Origin of the sequence: Aquimarina sp. AU119 (genome assembly GCF_900312735.1) — a bacterium.
Classification (GTDB): domain Bacteria; phylum Bacteroidota; class Bacteroidia; order Flavobacteriales; family Flavobacteriaceae; genus Aquimarina; species Aquimarina algiphila.
Genome location: NZ_OMPF01000013.1, coordinates 89373 through 115224 on the forward strand (window position 1 = coordinate 89373; position 25852 = coordinate 115224).

General features: G+C 32.0%; 21 protein-coding genes and 2 tRNA genes. 13 read left to right on the top strand and 10 right to left on the bottom strand.

Annotated features, from left to right (window positions below):
* Positions 1-94: 94 nt before the first annotated feature.
* The 6 genes from DK442_RS08990 to DK442_RS09015 all read right to left on the bottom strand — a co-directional run bounded on the left by DK442_RS08990 (position 95) and on the right by DK442_RS09015 (position 6384).
* Positions 95-179, bottom strand: a tRNA-Leu gene (locus DK442_RS08990).
* A gap of 19 nt (positions 180-198) precedes the next feature.
* A tRNA-Gly gene (locus tag DK442_RS08995) sits at positions 199-270 on the bottom strand.
* Between the two features lie 94 nt (positions 271-364).
* Positions 365-2956, bottom strand: coding sequence for a DNA mismatch repair protein MutS (gene mutS, locus DK442_RS09000; protein ID WP_109435906.1), 2592 nt, complete (start codon positions 2954-2956; stop codon positions 365-367).
* A 267-nt stretch (positions 2957-3223) separates the two neighbouring features.
* On the bottom strand, positions 3224-3610 hold the full coding sequence (locus DK442_RS09005; protein WP_109435535.1) for a hypothetical protein: 387 nt from the start codon (positions 3608-3610) through the stop codon (positions 3224-3226).
* Positions 3611-3723: 113 nt separating this feature from the next.
* Complete coding sequence (locus DK442_RS09010) at positions 3724-4887, bottom strand: leucine-rich repeat domain-containing protein (RefSeq protein ID WP_109435536.1); 1164 nt, start codon at positions 4885-4887, stop codon at positions 3724-3726.
* A gap of 135 nt (positions 4888-5022) precedes the next feature.
* Positions 5023-6384 (bottom strand): SH3 domain-containing protein, encoded by a 1362-nt coding sequence (locus DK442_RS09015; protein WP_109435537.1) that lies wholly within the window; start codon positions 6382-6384, stop codon positions 5023-5025.
* A 230-nt stretch (positions 6385-6614) separates the two neighbouring features.
* Here DK442_RS09015 and DK442_RS09020 point away from each other — a divergent pair, with 230 nt between their 5' ends.
* Together DK442_RS09020 and DK442_RS09025 are read left to right on the top strand one after the other, a co-directional pair.
* Positions 6615-7148 carry an RNA methyltransferase gene (locus DK442_RS09020; protein WP_109435538.1) on the top strand — a complete coding sequence of 178 codons (534 nt, stop codon included), beginning with the start codon at positions 6615-6617 and terminating at the stop codon, positions 7146-7148.
* A 253-nt stretch (positions 7149-7401) separates the two neighbouring features.
* Entirely contained in the window at positions 7402-8697 is a 1296-nt protein-coding gene (locus DK442_RS09025) for a dipeptidase (protein ID WP_109435539.1), read from the top strand.
* A gap of 14 nt (positions 8698-8711) precedes the next feature.
* Here the strand turns inward: DK442_RS09025 and folK are convergent, their stop codons facing one another.
* The gene (gene folK, locus DK442_RS09030) at positions 8712-9863 is read right to left on the bottom strand and encodes a 2-amino-4-hydroxy-6-hydroxymethyldihydropteridine diphosphokinase (RefSeq protein WP_235010929.1); all 1152 of its coding nucleotides are present in this window, start codon (positions 9861-9863) and stop codon (positions 8712-8714) included.
* Between the two features lie 87 nt (positions 9864-9950).
* On the opposite strand from folK, the gene DK442_RS09035 reads away from it, so the two are divergent.
* The 9 genes from DK442_RS09035 (at position 9951) to DK442_RS09075 (ending at position 20721) form a co-directional block, all read left to right on the top strand.
* On the top strand, positions 9951-10658 hold the full coding sequence (locus DK442_RS09035) for a queuosine precursor transporter (protein ID WP_235010930.1): 708 nt from the start codon (positions 9951-9953) through the stop codon (positions 10656-10658).
* A gap of 169 nt (positions 10659-10827) precedes the next feature.
* Positions 10828-13467, top strand: a complete 2640-nt coding sequence (locus tag DK442_RS09040; protein ID WP_109435540.1) for an AsmA-like C-terminal region-containing protein — start codon at positions 10828-10830, stop codon at positions 13465-13467.
* Positions 13468-13648: 181 nt separating this feature from the next.
* On the top strand, positions 13649-14086 hold the full coding sequence (locus tag DK442_RS09045; protein ID WP_109435541.1) for a hypothetical protein: 438 nt from the start codon (positions 13649-13651) through the stop codon (positions 14084-14086).
* Positions 14087-14344: 258 nt separating this feature from the next.
* On the top strand, positions 14345-15595 hold the full coding sequence (locus DK442_RS09050) for a hypothetical protein (protein ID WP_109435542.1): 1251 nt from the start codon (positions 14345-14347) through the stop codon (positions 15593-15595).
* A 67-nt stretch (positions 15596-15662) separates the two neighbouring features.
* On the top strand, positions 15663-16106 hold the full coding sequence (locus tag DK442_RS09055) for a hypothetical protein (RefSeq protein ID WP_109435543.1): 444 nt from the start codon (positions 15663-15665) through the stop codon (positions 16104-16106).
* Positions 16107-16623: 517 nt separating this feature from the next.
* Entirely contained in the window at positions 16624-17898 is a 1275-nt protein-coding gene (locus DK442_RS09060; RefSeq protein WP_109435544.1) for a hypothetical protein, read from the top strand.
* A gap of 58 nt (positions 17899-17956) precedes the next feature.
* Positions 17957-18397 carry a hypothetical protein gene (locus DK442_RS09065; RefSeq protein ID WP_109435545.1) on the top strand — a complete coding sequence of 147 codons (441 nt, stop codon included), beginning with the start codon at positions 17957-17959 and terminating at the stop codon, positions 18395-18397.
* Positions 18398-18525: 128 nt separating this feature from the next.
* Positions 18526-19158, top strand: a complete 633-nt coding sequence (locus tag DK442_RS09070; protein WP_109435546.1) for a LysE family transporter — start codon at positions 18526-18528, stop codon at positions 19156-19158.
* Between the two features lie 105 nt (positions 19159-19263).
* The gene (locus DK442_RS09075) at positions 19264-20721 is read left to right on the top strand and encodes an aspartate aminotransferase family protein (protein WP_109435547.1); all 1458 of its coding nucleotides are present in this window, start codon (positions 19264-19266) and stop codon (positions 20719-20721) included.
* Here DK442_RS09075 and DK442_RS09080 read toward each other — a convergent pair.
* Positions 20718-21512: a DUF2797 domain-containing protein gene (locus DK442_RS09080; RefSeq protein WP_109435548.1), complete on the bottom strand. Its 795-nt coding sequence runs from the start codon at positions 21510-21512 to the stop codon at positions 20718-20720. The genes DK442_RS09075 and DK442_RS09080 overlap by 4 nt on opposite strands.
* A 115-nt stretch (positions 21513-21627) precedes the next feature.
* On the opposite strand from DK442_RS09080, the gene DK442_RS09085 reads away from it, so the two are divergent.
* Together DK442_RS09085 and DK442_RS09090 are read left to right on the top strand one after the other, a co-directional pair.
* Entirely contained in the window at positions 21628-23169 is a 1542-nt protein-coding gene (locus tag DK442_RS09085) for a GH3 auxin-responsive promoter family protein (RefSeq protein ID WP_109435549.1), read from the top strand.
* Positions 23170-23402: 233 nt separating this feature from the next.
* Complete coding sequence (locus tag DK442_RS09090) at positions 23403-23723, top strand: hypothetical protein (protein ID WP_109435550.1); 321 nt, start codon at positions 23403-23405, stop codon at positions 23721-23723.
* A 110-nt stretch (positions 23724-23833) separates the two neighbouring features.
* On the opposite strand, the gene clpX is transcribed toward DK442_RS09090, so the two are convergent.
* Entirely contained in the window at positions 23834-25066 is a 1233-nt protein-coding gene (gene clpX / locus DK442_RS09095) for an ATP-dependent Clp protease ATP-binding subunit ClpX (RefSeq protein ID WP_109435551.1), read from the bottom strand.
* Positions 25067-25160: 94 nt separating this feature from the next.
* Positions 25161-25835, bottom strand: coding sequence for an ATP-dependent Clp endopeptidase proteolytic subunit ClpP (gene clpP, locus DK442_RS09100; RefSeq protein WP_109435552.1), 675 nt, complete (start codon positions 25833-25835; stop codon positions 25161-25163).
* Positions 25836-25852: the final 17 nt, after the last annotated feature.

The following is a 25852-nucleotide window of genomic DNA, read 5'->3' on the forward strand; positions in this document are numbered from 1 at the left end:
CTATGGATCTTGATTCTTACTCGAATTCTTAAAACAAAACCTATACATATTTACATAAAAAAACCCTCAAAATCTTACGATTAAGAGGGTTAAGTACTGAAGGCGGGACTTGAACCCGCACGGCCTTACAGGCCATTGGATTTTAAGTCCAACGTGTCTACCAATTCCACCACTTCAGCATGGTATATATTGTCTCAGAGCGAAAGACGGGATTTGAACCCGCGACCCTCACCTTGGCAAGGTGATGCTCTACCCCTGAGCTACTTTCGCAGTTTTTTAAGAACTTCGCAATCGTTATTGCGGATGCAAATTTAAAACATTTCTAGTAATACCAAAGTCTTTTCGCAAAAAAGAATAAAAAAATTTACACTTGCGATGCTTTCTTCCTGGTTAACATACGTTTAATCTCATTAAGTTTCATTAATGCTTCTACCGGAGTTAACGTATCTATGTCAATATCCAGAATTTCTTCCTTAATTTCTTCTAATAATGGATCGTCAAGATTAAAGAAACTTAATTGTAATTCATCTTCTTCCTGCAATCCTTTAATCTTATCTGTTAATTCTTCACTACTGTGGGATTTCTCAAGCTTTTTAAGCATCTTATTTGCTCTATGCAACACTTGCTGCGGCATTCCTGCCATTTTTGCTACGTGAATCCCAAAACTATGTTCACTCCCCCCAGGAACTAGTTTACGTAAGAAAAGTACATTATCTTTAAGCTCCTTTACGGATACATTATAATTTTTAATACGGTCAAATGTCTCACACATCTCATTCAATTCGTGATAATGTGTAGCAAACAAAGTTTTTGGTCTGGCTGGATATTCATGAAGAAACTCACTAATTGCCCATGCAATAGAAATTCCGTCATAAGTACTGGTCCCTCTACCTATTTCATCTAATAATACTAAACTACGATCTGATATATTATTAAGAATACTTGCAGTTTCATTCATTTCTACCATAAAAGTAGATTCTCCCATAGAGATATTATCACTGGCTCCTACTCTTGTAAATATTTTATCTACTACTCCTATTCTAGCTTCTTCTGCTGGGACAAAACATCCCATCTGTGCTAACAATACAATCAAAGCAGTTTGTCTTAAGATCGCAGACTTACCACTCATATTTGGCCCTGTGATCATGATGATCTGTTGATGATCTCTATCTAGCAATACGTCATTTGCAATATACTGTTCTCCAGGAGGAAGTTGTTTTTCTATAACCGGATGACGCCCATTTTTAATTTCTAAATCATAAGATTCATCCATTAGTGGTCTTACATATTGATTTTCCTGAGCCAATTGAGCAAAAGAGCACAAACAATCCAATTGACCTATCAAAGTTGCATTAAGTTGTACTGGTTTGATATACTCATGCATCCAAACGACCAGTTCACCAAATAGTTGCTGTTCTAACGCTAGAATCTTTTCTTCTGCCCCAAGAATTTTGGCTTCATATTCTTTAAGTTCTTCTGTGATATATCGCTCTGCGTTTACCAATGTTTGTTTACGTATCCAATTCTCGGGTACTTTATCCTTATGCGTATTTCTTACTTCTATATAATACCCAAAGACGTTATTGGATGCGATTTTCAAAGATGTAATCCCTGTGCTTTCTGTTTCGCGCTCCAACATTTTATCCAGATAGTCTTTTCCAGAGTAAGCAATTGACCTCAATTCATCTAGCTCATCCAAATATCCATCAGCAATAGTATTTCCTTTCAACACATTTACAGGAGCTTCTTCATTTAATGTCTCTTTGATCTTATCCCTTAACAATTCGCAATCATTAAGTGTATCTCCTATAATTTTTAGCGCTTCATTTTCACTATGAGACGCCTGAGATTTTATGGGGACAATAGCTTCCAAAGAGTTTTTAAGTTGAATTACCTCTCTCGGATTCACTTTTCCGGTAGCTACTTTAGAAATCAATCGCTCAATATCACCAATCTGCTTAATTTGATGCTGAATTTTTTGATGTAAAGCTGAATTGTCTAGAAAAAATTGAACAACCTCATGACGCTTTTGAATTGCAGTAATTTGACTAAGTGGTAACGCTAACCAACGTTTTAGTGTACGTCCTCCCATTGGCGAAATCGTCTTATCAATAACATCTAGAAGGGTTACTGCATTGATCGCATTTGGATTATACAATTCTAGATTACGAATAGTAAATCGATCCATCCAGATATATTGATCCTCTACAATACGCTGGATTGCCGTTATATGCTGTAATTTATGATGTTGCGTTTCACCTAAATAATGAAGAATTACCCCTGCTGCAATGACACCTTCTTGTAAATGATCTACACCAAAGCCTTTTAGAGTTTTGGTTTCGAAATGGTTATTTAAAGTTTCATCTGCATAGTCTGGTTTGAAAACCCAATCTTCTAAAAAAAACGTATGAAAATCGTTTCCAAAATCCTCTTCAAAATCTTTCTTTTTTGGTTTACTAATCAAAACCTCACTTGGCCTAAAGTTTTGCATTAACTTATCCATATGAGAAGCATCACCCTGCGCCGTTAGAAATTCACCAGTAGAAACATCTAAAAAAGCAACTCCTAATTCTCTTTTACCATAATGTAATGCACATAAAAAATTATTGGTTTTACTTTGTAACACCTCATCATTAAGAGCAACTCCCGGAGTAACTAACTCGGTCACTCCACGCTTAACAATGGTTTTGGTTTGCTTAGGATCTTCTAATTGATCACAAATAGCAACGCGTTCTCCAGCTTTTACCAATTTAGGCAAATAAGTGTTTAAAGAGTGGTGAGGAAATCCAGCTAATGCTGTTTCCTGCTCACTACCATTACCCCTTTTGGTTAAAACAATATTAAGAATCGCTGCTGCTTTGATCGCATCTTTACCAAAAGTTTCATAAAAATCTCCTACTCTAAACAGTAACAATGCATCAGGGTATTTCGCCTTTATTGCATTATATTGCTTCATTAACGGAGTAACTTTTTTATCGTTTTTTGCTGCCAAAAGAATAGTATTTATGAATACCGCTAAAGTAGCTATTCTTCTATTTTTTTTGAAATATCCACATTATGAGTTATTCAATTTTATTCACAATTTTCTAAGCAAATAGTTTTTGTATTTTTTTGAATAAAAAATAAATCCCTACCCTACTTATAATATGGTTTTATTGCTAAATTTCTTACACTTCCTTTGTCTGGTCAAAAAACAAATTACGATCTGATACTCAGAAAAAAATTATTCCTTTTTCTTTGCTTTTGCTTTTTCTTTAAGTTTTCTATGTTTTTTAAGAGCGGAGTTATAGATTATAAACTTTATTTTTTGGATATTTTTTCTGATTTTCAACTTAATATCATCATTTGCAGAAACATATTTTCCTTTATAAATAAAATCTCCATCTTCTTCATCCAAACTTAGTGTGACTTTTTCTCCTATAGCGTTAGCTGTTTCTACCACCATATACATAAATTCGTCCTCTACTCTTAATTCTGTAACTCTTTCATTATAACGATTCACAAAATATATTTCTTTAAATTCTGGACGTGGCTTCCCTTTTTCCTGAGCACTTACTGTTATACTTACTAATGCTAATGCTATGAGTATTAAAAATTTGAATTGTTTCATTTCTACTATTTTTTGACAAATGTAAAGTGAAGGTTAATTTCATTAAAACACCTATCAATATTCGTAGAGTATGGTTTTATATACGTAATGATTTATGGATTTAAACACTACTATTAATTGAAGTTTGCTTTATGAACAAGCTTTTTAATTTTACTTTTTTCTTCTTCTGAAAACGTATTTCCTTGAAGTAAAAACTTTTCCAAATTGGTTAACTTTTCTATAGAATTAGGAAGATGTATTAGTTGGTTATTTTCCAGAAAAAATCTTTTCAAATTAGTTAATCGTCCTATTGTTCCTGGAAGACTTGTTAGTTGATTTCCTCTAAGATTAAGATGTCTCAAAACTGTTAATTCCCCTATTCCTGTAGAAATACTCGTTAATTGGTTTTTGCTGAGATCAAGTGCTTTCAAATTCGTTAATTGCTCTATTTCATAAGGAAAATTAGTCAATTGATTTCCTCTAAGATGAAGACTACTTAAATTCGTTAATTGCCCTACTCCTTCAGGAAGATTTGTTAATTGATTTTCTGTAACAGTAAGAAAACCTAAATTAACCAAATTCACTATTTCTGAAGGAAGGCTTGTTAATTGATTTTCACTAAGGTAAAGTGACTCTAAATGAATTAACTTACCTATCGTCATAGGAAGATTAGTTAATTGATTTTTCCTGAGATTAAAGCTTTTCAAACTAGTTAACTCTCCTATATCTTCGGGGATATTTGTTAATTGATTTCCTTTAAGATAAAGCGTTTCTAAATTGATTAGTTGGCTAATCTCTACCGGAATATTTATCAGTTGATTATCATCAAGATCGAGCACTTCCAAACGAGTTAATTTACATATTGCTATTGGAAAATTTGTTAATCGATTTTCTTTAAGATGAAGGTTTCTCAAATTAACTAACTTCTCTATATTTACAGGAAGGCTTGTTAATTCATTTTCTAAAAGATAAAGCGATTTTAATTGGGTTAATTGCCCTATTTCTTCAGGAAGACTCGTTAATTGATTCCCTCTAATATTAAGAGTTTCTAAATTGATTAATTGTCCTATTTCTAAAGGAAGGCTTGTTAATTGATTATCCTTGAGGCTAAGGGTTTTTAGATTCGTTAATTGCCCTATCGTTACAGGAAGAACCTTAAGGTTTTTACCCGATAAATCTAATCTATACACGTTATTAGGATGTCGCAAAGCCTTTTTTAAAGAGTGAAACATTTTATCCTCTTGTGCTATTGTACCAAGTACAATAAAAAAACTCATTGCTACTATTATTCTCTTCATTAGTTTATTTTATTTAAGTATCCCAAAACAGTACACCAACTCACCCAATATTAAAAAATGATTTTATATTTGATACTAACTATTATAAATAGGGTTCATCTCTAGTTTTTAGATTTTTTGGCAAAAGCATACACCCTATAATTCTTCAACTGTAGATGTTACTAATTCCCACTCATCCTTTGCTATTTTCTTATAGGTTATGGTACTTATTTTACAACAACCAATAGGATGCATTTCGGTAATCGTTTGATTTTCAAAATCAATAGAAGTTGGAAAAAAAGAGAGTTGAAAAGGAAATGAATCCTCTCTTAAGAAAGTACCATTTTCTTGTTGCAAGAAAAAATCATAAATAGATCCTGCACTTCCTCCCACATCATGTAAAACTGCAAAATCTTCTAAACCATCCATATTAAAATCCCAAATAATAAAATATCCATACGCTCCAATCTCTATAGATCTATTATCACTACTGACTTCAAAATAATTTCTAACATCACAAGACACTTCTCCATAAGAATACCAAAGCGAAGGAAAATAATCCAAACGTTGAAAAATACTATTCTCATCCGTAATTCCTTGAATTTCTATTCTTACTTTGGACGGACGATCCTCTTCATTATACACTAACGCTTGCATACTATAGATAAAATTACTAGAAGCATTATCCATAACACATTGCTTATCCAAACTAAACGATTTTTTAGCCTGATCCAAAGAATCATAGAGTATTGAGCTATCTACACTGTAATTAATAAAATAATCATAGATATAGCCTTTAACTTCTTTATTAGTTATTGAAGAAAAGAAAGAAATATAAACCCATTGTCCATGGGCAATACGTCCATTCCCTAAGTTTAGGTTTTCAAAATTATTAGTTCTTCTTAATACTTTTACACTTGCTTCATAGGGAATTGTTCCTATTTTATCACTTTTTAGACTTGGTTCATTTCTAATATTCAATCCATTTTCAGAATTTACATATCCTTCATACAACAATGAAATACCTAAATCTCCTTGATCCTTATATGTTTTGCTTTTAACCAAATCATACTGATCATTAGGAGGGTTTATCATATAAATCTCAGAACCACTAACCTGATAATAACCTGGCTCATATTGGCAGATATAATAGTCAATATCTTCTCCGTCTTCAACAACTTGTAAAACTAGAGTATCATTAGTTTTTTTTATTATTTCGCCAAAGTACTTAACTGGTTTTTCATCATTGACTCGAACCGTTAGACTAGACCTGGTTTCATTGACATCAAAAGTCAAATAAACACTATTAGCTTCCCCCATATGAGGTATATCCTCCAAATCAAGATGATACCTCCCCATCCATGTCTTTTTAGAAGGAATATTTATGTCTTTTTCAGAAGTTTCGAGGTCATTATTTTCTTTGGTATTAGCTTTAGTATCATTTTCTTTACATTGACAAAGCATGATAACTATATTTACAAGAAATAATGCTCTAAAAACCAATCTACAATTAGTCATTCTCGTGATCTTTAAAAATAAAAGTCGTTTTCATTACAAATATCTTATTTGAACACCCTAAAGATAAATAGCAAACTATCAAATAGAGAATCATCAATTTATATTCGATGAAGCTAATTGTATATTTGATCAATTTTTGATGTTACAGTGGCTTAAATTTCTCCCATTGGACACAAAACACTTCTCCTCGTTCTTTTTCTCTTCTGTGAATAAATGATATTTTTGCAGCAATGAAAAATAATAGAAAATTAAAAAATAGCGAACTCGATCGCAAAACAATAGCAGAATTTAAAGCATCTACAAAAACACCATTACTTATTATTTTAGACAATATCAGGAGTTTGAATAATATCGGATCTGTTTTTAGAACTGCAGATGCTTTTTTAATCGAAAAAATATACCTCTGTGGTATTACTGCAACTCCACCTCATAAAGATATTCAAAAAACGGCTCTGGGAGCAACAGAAACAGTGGATTGGGAACACCATGAAGACACATTGAAATTAGTTGAAGATTTAAAATTAGAAAACATAAAAATCCTTTCGATAGAACAAGCAGAAAATGCAATTCTACTAAATGACTTTATCCCACAACCCAATCAAAAATATGCGGTTATCTTTGGAAATGAAGTAAAAGGTGTGCAACAAGATGTGGTTTCAGAAAGCGATGATGTAATTGAAATTCCTCAATATGGAAGCAAACACTCCTTAAATATTTCTGTAAGTGCTGGAGTTGTAATTTGGGATATATTCAATAAAATTTAAATAAAAATCCCTTGCTAAAACTCATGATTTAATCTTTTACATTTACTTTTTAAAGGGTTCAAAAAAAGTCGTCAACCAATCATTTCTTTGAAAAACAAGAATGCTTTATAAAGAAAAATGAATACTCATCCAATCAACAATTTTTAAATTGTCCGAAATCCCTTTTCAGGCAGTTTTAGTTTCAGAAATGATGATCTAAAATTTGTTTCGTATGTTTATAGTTAACTAATTTTCAACGACAATAGCACTCAACATGAGACACATTTCATTATTTATCATTTTTATTTCTCTTTTTGTTTCCTGTAAACAAGAAACTACCATGACAGAAAAACCAACCGAAGATCAACTCATAGCCAAAGCAAAAAAAATTCACAATAATGTCATCACATTAGACACGCATTGCGATATCAATATTAAAAATTTTACAGATTCTATAAACTATACCCAGAACCTTAGTTCTCAAATAACATTACCAAAAATGACAAAAGGAGGACTGGATGTCGCCTGGTTCATTGTGTATACTGGTCAGGATTCTCTTACTACCATTGGTTATGAGAAAGCATATGAGGTTGCAATGTCTAAATTTGAAGCGATACATAAACTAACCAAAGAAATTGCTCCAGACCAAATTGAACTAGCACTTACTTCTGATGATGTACGACGAATTCATAAAGATGGTAAAAAGGTGGCAATGATAGGGGTCGAAAACGGGTATCCTATTGGCACAGACATTAAAAATGTAAAGAAGTTTTATGATCTCGGTGCCAGATATATGTCACTTTCTCATAATGGTCACAGTCAACTTTGTGATTCTAATACTGGTGAAGCAGATGGTATTTGGTTACATAATGGAGTAAGTGAATTAGGTAAAGAAGTAATTGTCGAAATGAATAAAGAAGGAATTATGATCGATGTCTCTCATCCTTCTAAAGAATCTATGCGACAGATCATTGAACTTTCTAAAGCACCGATAATAGCATCGCATTCTTCTGCGAGAGCTTTATGCAATCATAGCAGAAATCTGGATGATGAACAACTGCAATGGTTAAAAGAAAACGGAGGTGTAGTGCAAACTGTAGCTTTTACTTCATATCTAAATACAGAAAAATTTGAAAAAAGAAATAAGATAGAAGTTCAGATCGCTAAGCAAATTGCGGATTCTATGAATGTAAAATGGCTAGAACGAGAAGAAGTCATGGTTTTAACTACAGAAGAGAAAGAAGAATATTATGATTTCTTGGGGAAAATGGCGGCTATACGAAGAGGTAAAATAAAAAATATGAATGACCTCCCTCCTGCTGTAGATGTTGTGGATTTTGTAAATCATATTGATTACATGGTAAACAAAATCGGAATTGATCATGTGGGGATTAGCTCCGACTTTGATGGTGGCGGTGGAATTGAAGGATGGAGTGATGCCTCTGAAACCTTTAATGTAACCCTGGAACTGGTAAAACGAGGATACACTGAAGAGCAAATCGAAAAACTTTGGAGTGGCAACTTACTCCGAGTTCTGGATGAAGTCCAAAAAATTGCCCAGGATTTATAATCGTTACCATAAAATTATTTAGAAATCTCGTCGAGAATGGAAATATAATCAGATCGATTTGCCACAAAATCGCGTTCTGAAACATCCACTACCCTTACATTAAATTCTGGTTGTGATTTTATAAACTGTAAATATCCCTTATTAATCTTATCAAGATATTCTGGAGGGATTTTTTGCTCATAATCTCTACCCCTTTTTTTTATGTTTTCCAAAAGACGTTCGGTATTTTGGTATAAGTACACATACAAACCTGGTTTTGCCAGGTTTCTATACATTAAATCAAACACCTTTTTATATAACTTAAATTCTTCTGACTGTAGCGTCACCTTAGCAAAAATTAAAGATTTAAAAACATCATAATCACTTACTACAAAATCTTTAAATAAATCAAACTGAGCAATATCATCCTGTAAACGTTGGTAACGATCTGCTAGAAAAGACATCTCCAAAGGAAAAGCGTATCGCTCCATATCTTCATAAAACTTTGGTAAAAAAGGATTATCAGCAAAACGTTCCAGAATTAATTTTGCATTAAATTCTCTTGCTATTAATTGTGCCAAACTTGTTTTACCTGCTCCAATATTTCCTTCAATTGTTAGGTATTGAAATCTTGACAAAGCATATCTATCCTTTGGGTTTATTATTTTATCCTGTACTAATGTTACTTGCGAGTCATCAGAAGTTTCTCTCAATAACTGCTCTACTGTTTTCTTCAGAGTTGGATGCATTATATTTCCTGCAATTTCTGCTAATGGCTCTAAAACAAATTTTCGATCTTGCATTGCCGGATGGGGAACTTTTAATGCTGCAGTTGATAGATTTCCTTCGGAAGAAAAAATAATATCCAGATCAATTGTCCTAGCTTCATAACCATTACCTTCCGTCCTATTTCGACCTAAATCATTTTCAATTTCCAAAAGAAAATTTAATACTTTTTCTGATGGAAAAATTGTGTGAATACATATACATGCATTATAGAAGTCATCGCTATTAAACCCCCAGGCTGGTGTTTGATATACACTAGAAGTAGAAGTCACGTCTCCAATGCGTTTATAAATTTCATGTACTGCATTCTGAAGAAAACTTAGACGATTTCCTATATTACTTCCTAACGAAATATGTATTTGATGAGGTGTTTTCAAGGCTGGATATTTATATTCTGGCAAGAACTCCTTATTTTTAAGAGCAAATTAAGCAAAACAAAACCACTTCACCTTATTTTTGCGTGAACTATTATTAACTATTATTTTATTTTGAACGAAACTCTTCTGGATTTAAAAGACAAACGTATAGCTTATCGAATATACCTTATTCTGGGAGCACTTTTTATCTCATCATTGGTAGTCTCTAATCTTATTTTTCAAAAATTCTTTTATTGGGATTTTTTTGGGATGTATACTTTTGAAATTTCTGTGGGTATTCTACCCTATCCTATTACTTTTCTAATTACTGATATCATAAGCGAAATATTTGGTAAAAAAAAGGCAAATCAGATAGTAACAGCAGGAATCTTTGCTTCTTTCTTTTCGCTACTTATTGTATCTGCTTCATCATATGTTCCCGCCACAGCTTGGTCACCAATAAATGATGATATATTTAACCAGGTTTTTGGAGCCACTGTAATTGCTGTATTTGCTTCAATGATGGCTTATCTTTTTGCACAATATATAGACATTCAGGTTTTTCATTTCTGGAAACGCTTAACCAAAGGAAGACATCTTTGGCTTCGAAATAATTTTTCTACTTTTTCTTCACAACTTATAGATACTTTAACTGTGTTACTATTACTATGTTCTTTTGGCATCATAGAATGGGATCGTTTTGGAGTTTTATTACTTAATGGATTCTTATTCAAAGTACTTGTTGCTGCACTAGATACGCCTGTTTTATATCTAGCTGTATATATAATAAGAAGACGATTTAAACTGCAACAAGGAGGCGAATTGGATATGGAAATTTAAAATCTAACAAATAGTTAACTTAAAATACGTAACATAGTATCTTTGTAAATCGTTATTTTATATAAAAGTTATGTCATCACGATATGAGCTGATCTCATTAAAGGGATCATTTTATATCGATTATACATCAGTACAAGTCTGATCTTCGAAAAATAATAAATTTAAACCGATGAAAAAAGCCCTAAAAGTTCTTGGTATCCTTATACTACTTCTCATTATAGTCGTTATTTCTATTCCATTTTTATTTAAAGGAACGATACAGGACAAAGTACGATATCTTGTAAACGAACATGTAAATGCAAAAGTAGATTTTGCTAGTTTAGACCTTAGTCTTATCCGTAGTTTTCCTCAGGCGTCTGTTGTAATTGATGAATTTTCTATTATTAATTACGCTCCTTTTGAAGGAGATACACTTGCATATTCAAAAAGAATTGCTTTGGACATGTCGATAAATGAATTATTTAAAGATGCTTCAGAATCTATTAGTGTACAAAAAATCATTATTGATGAAGCGCTCATTGCCATTAAAACAGATTCTTTAGGGAATTCTAATGTAGATATTACCAAAAAAGATGATACCGTTGAAGAAACACCAATAGAAGAAGAAGGTAATTCTTTTACTTTTGCTTTGGATCATTATGAAATCAATGAAAGCAAAATTTTATTTAAAGATGATGTAAGTAAAACCATTTTAGAAATGACCGGACTTAATCATAGTGGTGATGGCTCTGTATCTGGTTCAACAATAATTCTTGACACCCAAACTTCATCTGAAGCCTCTTTTAGTCTAGATAACTCAAAATATCTAAATAAAAATAAGCTAAAACTTGATGCACAAATAGAGCTGGATCTTAAAAACCAACGCTATTCTTTTAAAGAAAATAAAGCAGAAATTAATCGATTACCTTTAGAATTTGCAGGGTTTGTTCAATTATTTGAAAAATATACCGAAGTGGACCTTAGTTTTAAAACTCCTTCTTCAGATTTTAAGAATTTTCTTGCTGTGATTCCTGAAACTTACGCCAAAAATCTAGATGGTGTACAAACAAGTGGTGATTTCTCAATTAATGGCATAATTAAAGGGAAATCTGATGATACTTATATTCCAAAAATGGATATCAAAATAGCTTCAAATAATGCTTCTTTTAAATATCCCGATTTACCCAAAGGAGTAAAAAACATTAATATAGATACCCAAATTATAAATGAAACTGGCCTGGTTGATGACACTTATATAAAAATTGGCAACCTAACGTTTAAAATAGACCAGGATTCATTTGCAGCCAGAGGAAGTTTACGCAATCTTACCAAAAATATGATTGTTGACATGATGCTAAAGGGTACATTAAATCTTGCTAATATAAATCAGGCATATCCTCTACAATTAGAACAAGAGCTAAATGGGATTGTAAAAGCTGATATCAAAACCAAGTTTGATATGCAATCTTTAGAAAAAGAACAATATCAAAACATAAAAAGCTCAGGAACTGCCAGCATTTCTCAATTTACATATGCTTCGCCTGATGTCCCTAATGAAATAAAAATTGAAAATGCCAACGTAAGTTTTAATCCAGAAACCATTTCACTTGATAAAATGGAAGCGACTACAGGTAGATCAGATCTGGCCGCCACTGGTACGATCAATAATCTTATGGGATTTTTATTTGCAGAACAAGACTTAAAAGGAAACTTTGATGTAAACTCCAAGGTATTCGCTGTAGATGATTTTATGGTCAACGAACAAGAATCAGAAGAAGGAGAAGAAGTAACAAGCACTGAAGGTAATGAGGATGACACTATGAGAATTCCTTCTTTTCTGGATGCTACTTTAAATTTTGATACCCAAACTGTTTTTTATGACAATCTGGAACTTAAAAATACAAAAGGTACAGTAAGAATAAAGGATGAAACTGCATATCTGGACAATATAACTTCTAATATTTTTGATGGAGGTATGGCACTTAATGGTAACGTATCGACCAAATCAAAAATTCCGACTTTTGATATGGCTTTAGATTTAAGCAAGATTGATATTGTACAATCTTTCAACAATTTAGAACTGATAAAAGGGCTGGCTCCGATTGCAAGAGCATTAACCGGTGATCTCACTACAAAAATAAACTTAAATGGTAGCCTTAATGAAAATCTCATTCCGATCTTAACATCATTGAAAGGGAAGGCGCTTGCAGAGATTCTTAATGCACAAGTATCGACCACAAAAACCCCATTCCTTTCTAACCTGGATAATCAGCTTAATTTTTTAGAATTAGACCAATTAAATCTAAAAGATATCAAAACAAAACTAAGTTTTGATGACGGAAAAATTAATGTAAAACCTTTCGAATTTGATGTTGAAGGCATAAAAATTACTGCTGGTGGTGATCATAATTTTGATCAGAATATAAATTATAATATTAAACTTGATGTTCCCGCTAAATATTTAGGTAGTGAAGTAGGAAGTTTGATTTCTCAACTTGATGCAAAAGAAGCAGATGCAATGACTGTTGGACTACCTATAGGCATTTCTGGTAATTTCAAAAATCCAAAAATCAACCTTAATACCGGTGATGCTGTAAAACAACTAACACAACAAATAGTCGATAAACAAAAACAAAAGGTTAAGGGCGAATTAATAGGTAAAGGTCAAGAAGCATTAACCAATTTATTGGGGGGTTCAAAAAAATCAACAGATTCTTCTAAAACAAATGCTAACAATACTAAAGAAACATTAGAAAGCACTGCCAAAAATATTTTAGGAGGTTTTCTTAAAAAGAAAAAGAAGAAAGATTCTACAAAAACAAAGAATTAGAGAATAGAATATTTGATATCTAACTGCAATCCTTAACTCAATATAAATTAGTTAAGGATTGTTAATGATGCATTTACAAGTTCGCAGAACTAAAAAAAATCTAAAATTTACATCAAAAGAATCTGAAAATTATATTGTGATGCAGTAAATTTGAGTATCCACACTTAAAACTATTGCCATAATGAAACTACTTCATACTATTTTCCTCACCTGTTTTATCATAAACCTTAGTTATACTCAAACAAACAAAAATGTTTTTTTTGATCAAAAAGCCATGATAGGTAAATTTCACACTATAGATGAACTAGAAAATTTAAAAAAAGGAGAGCTCATCAAACTATATACAGCCCGTGTTAATGAGATTGTAACGATTTTACCTTTTTTAGCCTTGACCAATGAACCTAATGTTAAACTATCTGATATAGGAATCAAAGAAAATTCTGATCATTTAAAAACACTCAATAAACACCGAGAAAGTACTCTAAAAACTTTTGAAAACACCAAAGTTTTGATTTCTGATTTTATTCCGTATGCCGATACTGAAAAAATTATCTGGACTATACTATATTATGAAGAAGTAATCAAAAAAATTAGGATAGGCGCCAACGGAAATTTTTAACTTTAAAAAGAAAAATGAATAAAAAAAGTCAGCTCGTACCGCTGATTTTTTTTGTTCTAAAACATACGTTTTAGTTTATTTTTCTAAGCTTGAGTTAACACAAAAAAATGTTAATACCTATTTAACCTTGTAATCTTAGCCTTTTAATATCGACAACATAAACAAGTTTACAAACTACGAATTGTAAAATTTGAATTGATGTTTACTAAGAAAAGTCAGTGAAGATTTCTTTTAAAACTATCACCAAAAGATTAAATCATGAAAAAAATATACATAATTACCGGATTATTACTTTTAGCCATTTCCTTCAATGGATTTTCTCAAAATGATATTTTTAGTATGAAATGGTTAAGAGGATGGACTAATTTCGAACCAAATAAAACCGACTATGAAGATTACGATAAAGTATTACCAAATATAATATCCGAAGATACTTTTTTAAGAAGTGATCTGGTATATCTTATGTCGGGTGATATTTATGTAACTAATAATGCCACCCTTACAATACAAGAAGGTACTGTATTAAGAGGTGATGTTGAGAATTCCGCTAATCTGATTGTAACCAGAGGAGCTAAACTTATTGCTAATGGCAGTAAGGCTTATCCTATTGTTTTTACATCTAACAAATCTCCTAATTCAAGAAGTCATGGTGATTGGGGAGGTATTACAATTATAGGTTCAGGAAATGCTTATAGCACAGAAGGAGAAGGAGTAATCAAAGGAAAATTTGATCCCCTTTACACTTCTTATGGAGGAACAAATGAAAATGAAGAAACAACAGTGTTAAGATTTGTAAGAATCGAATACGCAGGCAAATCAACAAACGGACTTTCATTATATGCATTAGGAAAGAAATCTATAATGGAAAATATAATGATTAGCTATTCTGCTGACGATTCTTTTCAATGGACTGGCGGTGAATCTGTTTCTAAAAATCTAATATCCCTTAAATCGAGTGATGACGATTTTGATTTTACTCAAGGCCATACATCAGAATTAATAAACATTCTTGCTATTAGACATCCATACATTACGAGTGATAATGGTTCTTACGCCGTCGAAATTGATGGTTATGACAATAAAGTTGGGTTTAAGAATACAAAAAAGTTAACCACTGTAGATATAACGGGAGCAACTTTAATATCATTGACTGATCAAATGAATTATAGCCATTCTAGAGCTGCTATATCGGTTAACAATCTTGCTGAACTTTATATTAATGATTCGACTATTTCTGGCTTTTCTGATGTAGTTCGATTAGATAAAACTTTTTCTACTCTAAAAATGGTTGACCATGCATTTAAAATGGATAATAGCTTTTTAAATGTTCATAAAGAAGGTGTCTATACTGAAAATAAAATAGCAAACGCTACTTTTTATTTACTTAAGTACAATCGTTTTACTAAGACTTTTCAAAATCCTGAAGAATTGTTTGAAGATCCTTTTGATAAAGGCAATCCAAAATTCACATTAAAGAATTCATTAAATAACTATATGGTCATTCAATAAACGTATATCATTTTTAAAAAATCTAACAACTAGAATAAACAACTTACCTGATTATAATACTACTAACATGAAAAAACTAACTACTATAGTATTACTATTACTAAGTATTACTTCAATAAATGCCCAAACAAAAAATCAAAGATCAGTCTTGTACACTCCTGATAAATTAGTCACAAGGTTTCATACTATTGACGAATTACAAGAACTTAATAAGGGAGCTTTAATTCAGCTGTATTTAGAAAGAACTAAAGAAATATTTATTGCAATACCGTATCTATCCCTTACTAATACCGCAGGAACAACACTAAGTGATCTTGGTATTGAAGAAAGCTCTGAGAATATCAAAGTGGTTGAAAAAAATATTGAGATAGCTCGTAGAGCCTTTGAATACACAGAAAACACAGTCAAAAAACTTGTTCCATATTCGGATACAAGTGATATAATTTGGTCAATTCTATATTTTGAAGAGATGATAAAAAAAATGCGTTTAGGACCAAATGGAAACAACTAAACCGTAAGACATATACAACTTTTATGTACTTATAAAAAAACAGCGCCGATAAGTGCTGTTTTTTTATAAGTACACCTCAAATAAAGAGTCTTAAAAAGTTACATTTTTATCACAAAAAACACCATTTTAAGATAATTTTTGAATAATTAGTGTTAAAAATACTCGTTTTTTTAACGATTAAACACCTTTTTAAAGAAGATAATTGAGCATAAAAAGGTTCAAAATGAGGGGAAAAGACCCCTTTTTTGTCAAAAACCTTTAACATTTACAAATTACTTTCAGCATTTACAACAAAAACACCTAAACAACCTAATTTACTGATATTAAGATCAATAAATATTTATCTAGTAGGAATTTTACTCATAATATTTTACTAATTTAAGTTAAAATAACGACCAACGTACAAAGTTTACGGTAAACACGTAACCAACTTTGATCCAAACTCCCATATCTTAGTATTCCGAAAAATTGAGAGAAAGAAATTTCTTCCAAAAGTTTAACCCCAAAATAACCTATTATGAAAAAAAGATGTTTTCTTTTAACAGCTTTTGTATTACTATTATTTCCTTTTTTAACCACAGCACAAGATTTTAGCGAGAATAACGATGGATGGACTAAAGGCTGGACAAGCTTTGCTCCTAACAAAGTAGACTATCCAGAAGCCGATGAGAAATTACCTAACGTTATTTCTAATCATACTTATTTAACAAATGATAGCGTTTACTTAATGTCTGGAGATGTATATGTTACTCCAGGTGCATCATTAACAATACAAGAAGGAACTATAATCCGTTGTGATTATGAGAATCCTGCAAATCTTATTGTCTCTAAAGGGGCTAAATTAATCGCAATTGGATCAAAAGCGTATCCTATTGTATTTACATCTAGTAAAGCATCTAAATCAAGAAACAGTGGAGATTGGGGTGGTATAACTATTGCTGGATCTGGAAAAGTAAATACTGTTTCTGGAAATGGTATAATCGAGGGGAATTTCAATCCTCAGTATTCTGTATATGGAGGAAATATGCCAGACGAGGAAACTACAATTTTAAGGTATTTAAGAATTGAATTCTCTGGTAATACAGCTAAGAGAAAAAAAGGCACAAGTGGATTATCACTTTATGGTATTGGCACCACATCAATCATAGAAGACATCATGGTTAGCTATTCAGGTCAAGATTCATATAACATTCATGGAGGAAAAAACAGCATAAGAAACCTAATATCTCTTAAAGCCCAAAAGAATGATTATCATATCTCAGAAGGGTTTAAAGGAACATTAAGCAGTATCATCGCAGTACGTCACCCATACATTAATAGCCCTCAAGGATCTTATGCTATAGAAGTAGACGGTTATAATAAAGAACTTGGTTACATAAGACCAAATACTGTAACAGATGTTACTATTAGCAATGCAACGCTGGTAAATCTATCTGACAAAACTAACTATCAACATACAAGCGCAGCTATTTTTGCATCAAACTCTGCTCTAACGTATATTCACAACTCTAAGATATCTGGTTTCTCTGATGTTGTAAAATTTGATAAATCATTTACATCATTAGCGGTAATGCAAAAAGCATTTATGATGGATAATAGCTTTTTTAATATTCATGGCGAAGGCGTAGACTCGAGCAACAAAACAATTAACAACACTTTAGATATTTTAAAATATAATAGGTTTACAAAAAGCTTTGTCGAAGTTGCTAATCTATTTAGTGATCCGAATAATTCAATATCTCCAAAATTTAAACTGAAGCAGTCTTTAAACAATTATATGGTAATGCAATAAAAAATGTGAACTGATTTATATAATAGGGTCAATTCAACACTATAATTTAGTATACACTATGTCAAAAATTTTAACAAGCTTTATTTTATTTATAACAACAAGTATAACTTTTGGGCAACAAGCGAACCCAGCTGTATTTTTTACCCAAAGAGATCAAATCAATAAATTTCATACCATAAGCGATCTTCAATCATTAAAAAAAGGAGAACTAATTAATTTGTATCAAGATCGAGTAAAAGAAATCATGACGATACTACCATTCTTATCACTCACCAATGAAGCCGGTGTTCGATTAGGCGATATTGGTATTAAAGAAGATTCAAGGCACCTTAAAGTTCTAAAAAACACTACAGAATCGATACGTGATAATCTGGAAACAATAGACACAATGGTCGAAGAATTAATTCCATACGCTGATACCGAAAAAATTATATCGACGATTTTATATTATGAAGAAATCATAAAAAAAATAAGAATCGGAGTCGACGGAAATTTTTAAAAATAAATTAGTAATGTATTCAAATTATCATTTTTACTAAGGGTAGATATAGAAGCGACAATTGTCGCTTCTATTTTTTTATAAAACAAAATATGTAAGATTATTATATTTGCAACTACTAATCAACCATGATACTATTATATCTTCTATTTGGAATTCTTATTGCTGTAGTAGGTGCCTTACCTCTTGGGGCAGTTAATTTAGCCGTTATCAATACTTCTATAAAAGAAAGTATCAGAAACGCATCATACATAGCTTTGGCTGCAGGAATTGGTGAAGTAGTACTCGCTCTCTTTGCTTTACACTGTAGTATGGAATTATCAGATTTTTTTCTGGCAAACCAATGGATCCAAATCGTATTTATTTTTCTTTTCTTTAGTATCGGATTATATTTTTTAATTTTCAAAACCAAAACAAACACAAAAAATAATACCAGGAAAATAAAAATATCCAGCTCCAAATTTCTTACCGGATTTTCTCTATCTATATTAAACCCACCTGTAATTATCTATTGGATTTTAGCTATTTCATTAGTAAACAAGTATATTTTTGATCTCACTAGTCAAAACCCTTTAACATCTCTTTTTCTTTTCTTTTTTGGTATATATTTGGGTAAAATAGGAACATTATATTTTTATGGAAGGTGGGGAAATAAAATGGCCCAAAAATCCGAGGATTCTAAAAACAAACTATCCAAAATCATTGGAATAGTATTAGTAACTCTCTCTATTTTTCAAGGCATTAATTTCTTAGTTGGATAAAATCTCTCTTTACTATTAAAATACCATTTTTTTAAAAGATTATACAAGTAAATTCTATTTAAGTATCCTACTTTTGTTATTCTGTACGATAAAAATGGCAACAAGATGATCAAAGATAACCTCAATTCTACACTAAAGCTGTCAAAAGAAGAAATGCAACAATATGGATATAAAATCATAGATCATATTGTAGAACATTTTGAAAATCAGGATTCAAAAAAACCAGTTACGATGGCATCACGAGAGGAGATGGATGCCCTATTGACAGAACAGATTCCTGATCAACCCACACCTGCAAACGAGGTTTTAGATTTTGTAATGGATCAGATTATTCCGCATAGCAATATAGTATCACATCCAAAATCATATTCGTTTGTTCCTGGACCAAGTAATTACATAAGTGCAATGGCTGATACAATTGCTACTGGCTTTAATATATTTTCGGGAGGTTGGGCAGCATCTCCAGCAGCGGCTGAACTAGAAATAATAACGATGAACTGGTTGCTGGATGTTTTTGGTTTTCCTACCAAAAAAGGAGGAGGTATATTCACCAGCGGAGGCTCGATGGCTAATCTTACGGCATTAGCTACCGCAAGAAGAATACGATGCGGAGATGATTTTTCAAAAGCTATAATTTATCTTTCTGATCAAGCCCATTCTTCAAATATAAAGGCAATCAAAGTACTTGGATTCAAAAAAGAACAAATTCGTATCATTCCAACTGATATGGAATTTAAAATATCCATAAACAAATTAAAAAATGCAATTGCCAGAGATCGTTTAGAAAGATTGCAGCCTTTTTGTATTATTGCCTCTGCCGGAACTACAAATACGGGAACAGTAGATCCTTTAAACGATATTGCTACCATATGTGAAAGAGAGCATCTATGGTTACATATTGATGGTGCTTATGGCGGAGCGGCAATTTTAGCCAATACAGGAAAGACTCTTTTAAATGGAATTGAAAGAGCAGATTCTTTAACTGTAGATCCACATAAATGGTTTTATCAACCTTATGAAATAGGGTGTCTATTAGTTAAGGATCATAATTGGTTGAGCAGTACTTTTAGCGAAAAACCAGAATACCTCAGAGACATAGAAGGAAATGAATCTGAAATTAATTTTTATGATCATGGTATTCAATTAACGCGTCGTTTTCGTGCCTTAAAATTTTATATGTCCTTAAAAACATTTGGCTTAAATTCTTTTAGAAAAGCTATTCAATACAACATAGATCTTGCCGAGCAGACAGAGGATATTTTAAGAAGGAGCAGTCACTGGGAAATTACATCCCCCGCTACACTTGCCATAATTAACTTCAGATACAATCCAATAGGTCAACATTTATCAGAAAAAGAGCTAGATCAGATTAATCAGAATATTTCAAATAAAATCGTTACTTCGCGAGAAGCATTATTAGTTACTACCATATTACAAGGTCAAATTGTTCTAAGAATGTGTTTAATAAATCCTAGAACAACTATAGAGGATATAAAAGATACACTAGAAAAATGTGAAATTCACGGAAAAGAGGAGCTGGTAATTATACAGCAATCCTGTTAAGAAATTGTCAAACTCACCACATACCCTTCGTTATTCCTTACGTTAAAGACCGTATTATCTTCAAAAATGAGATACTGGCCTTTAATTCCCTTAAGAATTCCCGAAAATTCTGGTGTTTTCTCAAGATTTAAGCTTTTTAACTTATCCGGATATCGAAGTACAGGAAAATGAAGTTGTGTTTCTTTTCCATTTTCAATAAAATATTCTTTAACCTCATCAGGAACAAAATTTTTGATTTTATTTTTAAATGCAATCAAATCTTCATCGACCACTTCATTCTTAAGCATTGTTCTCCAATTTGTTTTATCGGCTACTTGTTCTTTTAATGCTACTTCTGTAATCCCTGCTAAGTATCTATTTGGCACTTCTACAATCTCTATAGCTTCATGCGCGCCCTGATCTATCCATCTAGTAGGCACTTGAGATTTTCGGGTTACTCCTACTTTGACATTACTAGAATTTGCTAAATACACTATATGAGGTTGAAGTTGAGCCTTTTTTTCAAAATCCAGATCTCTATCTTCTATACCTAAATGTGCAGTACTTAATTCTGGCCTCATAACCCAATCTCCTACCTGAGGCTGATTATAGAAATCATCATAACAATATCCTTGTCTAAATATTTTTTTATTCTCGCCACAAGCAAGACATTTGTAACCCACAAATTCTATTTGTATTTTTTTATTTAATAATTGATTAACTTGTATAAAATCAGACTCAAAAATCAAATAGTATTGAATAGGATCTCCTATTTCTGTCTGCATCTTAGTAAGTGCTCCCTGATATTGCATAAAATTTTGTTATATAACAAGCTTATAAGAAGAATGTAATTATTTTTATTATTTTAGTTGACAACAACCAAAGATAAGGTATACCGAGTACACCTGTTTAAATATACATCAAAAAATGCCAATCCCATTAGTTAATTCTATTGCCAGCTGGTTCTTGAAAAAACGTTTTCATCAAATGGAGCTTTTTCTCAAATACCCTAATGAAGTACAACTAGAGTTATTACATGTACTTTTAGATATGGCAAAAAGTACGGAAATTGGAAAAACTTATGATTTTGCAACAATAAACAATTACGAAATTTTTAAAGAACGTGTTCCAATACGATCTTATGAAGATTATGAAGCTATGATCGAAAGAAGTCGTTTAGGAGAACATAATATTTTTTGGCCCACGCCTATCAAGTGGTTTGCAAAATCCAGTGGTACAACAAGTGCTAAAAGCAAATTTATTCCGGTTAGCGAGGAGTCCTTAGAAGATTGCCACTTTGCGGCGGGTAAAGATCTTTTATGTATGTACCTTAACAATAATGAAGATTCTAAACTGTTTACTGGCAAAAGCTTAAGATTGGGAGGTAGCAAAGAGTTGTATAAAGAAAATGGAACGTCTTTTGGGGATCTTTCTGCCATTATTATCGACAATATGCCATTTTGGGCAGAGTTTAGCTCTACTCCTAGTAATGAGGTTTCTCTAATGAGCGATTGGGAATTTAAAATGCAGGCCATTGTTAATGAAACAATTCAGGAAAATGTAACAAGCCTAGCTGGTGTCCCCTCATGGATGCTGGTTTTACTTAACCAAGTACTAGAAACCACTGGAGAAGAAAGTCTTTTTGAAGTTTGGAATAATTTAGAAGTATATTTTCATGGAGGGGTTAATTTTGCTCCTTATAGAGATCAATATGACAAAATCTTGCCAAAAAGCTCTTTTAAATATTATGAAATATACAATGCTTCTGAAGGCTTTTTTGCAATTCAAGACCATAACGACTCCTCAGAACTATTATTAATGCTGGATTATGGGATATTTTATGAATTTATCCCAATGGATTCTTATGGAACCAATAATGAAAAAGTTATTCCACTAAGTGAAGTAGAAATTGGGAAAAACTATGCAGTAATTATAACTACAAATGCCGGGTTATGGCGTTATAAAATTGGAGATACTGTACGATTTACATCAATCTCACCATATAGGATTAAGGTATCAGGAAGAACCAAACATCATATTAATGTTTTTGGAGAAGAGCTTATCATAGAAAATGCAGAAGAAGCCCTTAGAAAAACAACCAGAAGCACAAATAGTGAAATTGTAGATTATACCGTTGCTCCTATTTTTATGAAAGAAAAAGAGAAAGGTGCACATGAGTGGATTATAGAATTTAAAAAACGACCTAATTGTATTAAAGAATTTACAAATATCCTGGATCAAAATCTACAGCAAGCGAACAGTGATTATGAAGCCAAAAGATATAATAACACCACCCTAAACCTACTTCAAATAAGAGAAGCAAGACAGCATCTATTTTATGACTGGCTTAAAAAGAATAACAAATTGGGAGGACAACACAAAATCCCTAGACTATCGAATAAGAGGACTTACATTGAAGAACTAATTGAACTTAATCAAGTCAGCCCTATTGGCTCAATTATAAAATAACGAAACTCTTCATCAATTTGACTTTTTTTCAAGAAAACACAGACAAAAGAAGATATATTTTTACGGTTTAACCGTAAAAAAATTATGTAAGAATTGTCTTTTTTAACAAAATTATCAGTATTTCATCGTCCAAAAAATGCGTTTTATCTAAAAAATATAAAATCACTTTTTAGCGTCTTATTTTCATATTAAATTTGTTCTCAGATAGTTATAATTTTTCAAGACCCCATAATATGAAAACTACGATATCTTGCATTCTTTTTTTATTCCTAATTGCGGGAGTTACTGCACAAGAAATCAAAACTACAAACAACAATGATAAGGCAAGTGTAAACAATGACATTTCTTCATCTGATAAAGATTCAGAATCTGATGTTAATGTAACACCAGAAGAAGATGTTTGTCATGCAGAATTATCTAAAGTAGCATTTTATGAGGCTTTAATTCGTCAAAATGGATTTGATATCAACCTCAAAAAAAATAATATCATAGCATTAAAAAACACAGAAGATATTATTGCTAATAATAAAGAACGTATATCATACTCTGAATAGAAAATAGTAAACATCACATCAACTAATCAACCAACAAAAACACCGTTATACAATTGTATAACGGTGTTTTTTTATTCTAATTTTTTATATAAAAGCTACTAAACTATATACTAAGAAACTGCTTTAAGCTTCTTAATAGTAGATTTATTTAGTTTCTTTTCTGCATAATCTTTAGTTACTCTAAACTCAGTCTCTTCACTCTCTGGCATCTCATACATAGCATCTGTTAAAATCGCTTCACAAAGTGATCTTAAACCTCTTGCTCCAAGCTTATACTCCATTGCTTTTTCTACAATATATTCTAATGCTCCATCGGTAATCGAAAACGTAATACCATCCATCTCAAACAACTTCTTATATTGCTTTATAATAGCATTCTTAGGAGCAGTAAGAATTGATCTAAGCGTATCTGCATCTAAAGGGTTCATATATGAAAGAACCGGGAGTCGCCCTATAATCTCTGGGATTAATCCAAAATCTTTTAAATCTAACGGAATAATATACTGAAGCAAATTATCTTTTTCGATAGTATCCTCACTTTTTGAAGCACTATACCCTACTGCTTGCATATTTAATCGTTTCTGAATATTCTTTTCGATTCCATCAAATGCTCCTCCTGCAATAAAGAGGATATTTTCTGTATCTACTTCGATAAATTTCTGATCCGGATGCTTTCTTCCTCCTTTTGGCGGAACATTAACAACAGTACCTTCTAAAAGCTTTAAAAGTGCCTGCTGAACTCCTTCACCAGAAACATCCCTGGTTATACTCGGATTATCACTCTTACGTGCTATTTTATCTATTTCATCAATAAAGACAATACCTCTTTGCGCTTTCTCAAGATTATAATCTGCGGCTTGTAATAATCTGGTAAGAATACTTTCTACATCCTCACCTACATAACCTGCCTCGGTAAGCACAGTAGCATCCACAATTGCCAGAGGCACATTAAGCATCTTGGCAATAGTTTTTGCCATTAATGTTTTACCAGTACCTGTTTGACCAACCATGATAATATTGCTCTTCTGAATCTCTATATCATCCTCTGTTTGCGGCTGCAACAGACGCTTATAATGATTATATACTGCAACAGACATTATCTTTTTAGTAAACTCCTGTCCTATTACATACTCATCTAAGAACTTTTTAATTGCCATTGGCTTACGCAACATTAACTCATTGCTAAGTTCTCCTGTTTCTTCATCTTTGGCTTCCTCTACAACAATACCATGCGCCTGTACAATACAACGGTCACATATGTGAGCATCTAACCCAGCGATAAGTAAATTAGTTTCAGGTTTTTTTCTCCCACAAAAAGAGCATTCTAAGTCTTCTTTGGCCATAGTTATTTAGTTTCTATTTCATAACAATTCTTCTATCTTATTATACAACAAGTATAAAGGATAAATTCCCTTTTATAAGACAGAAAAAATCACATCATTCTCTAGTCAAAATTTCATCAATCATTCCGTATTCCAATGCTTTGTCAGCTTTCATCCAATAATCTCTATCACTATCTTGATAAACTTTATCGTAGGTCTGTCCAGAATGTTTGGCTATAATTTTATATAATTCTTCTTTTAATATTAAAATCTCACGTGCCGTAATCTCTATATCACTAGCTTGTCCTTGAGCACCTCCTAATGGTTGGTGAATCATAACACGACTATGCGGCAATCCTGAGCGTTTTCCTTTTTGTCCAGCGCATAATAACACAGCACCCATAGAAGCAGCCATACCTGTACAAATCGTTGCAACGTCTGGCTTTATGAATTGCATTGTATCATAAATACCTAAACCTGCATATACACTCCCGCCTGGAGAATTAATATATATCTGAATATCTTTTGTTGAATCTACACTTTCTAGGAATAATAATTGTGCCTGAATAATATTAGCCACCTGATCATTAATTCCTGTTCCCATAAATATAATACGATCCATCATTAACCGTGAGAAAACATCAAAAATAGCTATATTCATTTGACGCTCCTCAATAATATTGGGAGTCATTCCAGCTGGATACATACTACTTATAATATCACCATAGTAATTACTATTAACCCCATGATGTTTTGTAGCATATTTTTCGAATTCTTTACCGTAATCCATATTTCTTTTTCTGAAAA

Bases quoted from the DNA above. Each gene is read 5' to 3' on its own strand.
- mutS (WP_109435906.1), bottom strand. From the start codon at position 2,956: ATGAAGCAATATAATGCAATAAAGGCGAAATACCCTGATGCATTGTTA.
- DK442_RS09005 (WP_109435535.1), bottom strand. From the start codon at position 3,610: ATGAAACAATTCAAATTTTTAATACTCATAGCATTAGCATTAGTAAGT.
- DK442_RS09010 (WP_109435536.1), bottom strand. From the start codon at position 4,887: ATGAAGAGAATAATAGTAGCAATGAGTTTTTTTATTGTACTTGGTACA.
- DK442_RS09015 (WP_109435537.1), bottom strand. From the start codon at position 6,384: ATGACTAATTGTAGATTGGTTTTTAGAGCATTATTTCTTGTAAATATA.
- DK442_RS09020 (WP_109435538.1), top strand. From the start codon at position 6,615: ATGAAAAATAATAGAAAATTAAAAAATAGCGAACTCGATCGCAAAACA.
- DK442_RS09025 (WP_109435539.1), top strand. From the start codon at position 7,402: ATGAGACACATTTCATTATTTATCATTTTTATTTCTCTTTTTGTTTCC.
- DK442_RS09040 (WP_109435540.1), top strand. From the start codon at position 10,828: ATGAAAAAAGCCCTAAAAGTTCTTGGTATCCTTATACTACTTCTCATT.
- DK442_RS09045 (WP_109435541.1), top strand. From the start codon at position 13,649: ATGAAACTACTTCATACTATTTTCCTCACCTGTTTTATCATAAACCTT.
- DK442_RS09050 (WP_109435542.1), top strand. From the start codon at position 14,345: ATGAAAAAAATATACATAATTACCGGATTATTACTTTTAGCCATTTCC.
- DK442_RS09055 (WP_109435543.1), top strand. From the start codon at position 15,663: ATGAAAAAACTAACTACTATAGTATTACTATTACTAAGTATTACTTCA.
- DK442_RS09060 (WP_109435544.1), top strand. From the start codon at position 16,624: ATGAAAAAAAGATGTTTTCTTTTAACAGCTTTTGTATTACTATTATTT.
- DK442_RS09065 (WP_109435545.1), top strand. From the start codon at position 17,957: ATGTCAAAAATTTTAACAAGCTTTATTTTATTTATAACAACAAGTATA.
- DK442_RS09070 (WP_109435546.1), top strand. From the start codon at position 18,526: ATGATACTATTATATCTTCTATTTGGAATTCTTATTGCTGTAGTAGGT.
- DK442_RS09075 (WP_109435547.1), top strand. From the start codon at position 19,264: ATGATCAAAGATAACCTCAATTCTACACTAAAGCTGTCAAAAGAAGAA.
- DK442_RS09080 (WP_109435548.1), bottom strand. From the start codon at position 21,512: ATGCAATATCAGGGAGCACTTACTAAGATGCAGACAGAAATAGGAGAT.
- DK442_RS09085 (WP_109435549.1), top strand. From the start codon at position 21,628: ATGCCAATCCCATTAGTTAATTCTATTGCCAGCTGGTTCTTGAAAAAA.
- DK442_RS09090 (WP_109435550.1), top strand. From the start codon at position 23,403: ATGAAAACTACGATATCTTGCATTCTTTTTTTATTCCTAATTGCGGGA.
- clpX (WP_109435551.1), bottom strand. From the start codon at position 25,066: ATGGCCAAAGAAGACTTAGAATGCTCTTTTTGTGGGAGAAAAAAACCT.
- clpP (WP_109435552.1), bottom strand. From the start codon at position 25,835: ATGGATTACGGTAAAGAATTCGAAAAATATGCTACAAAACATCATGGG.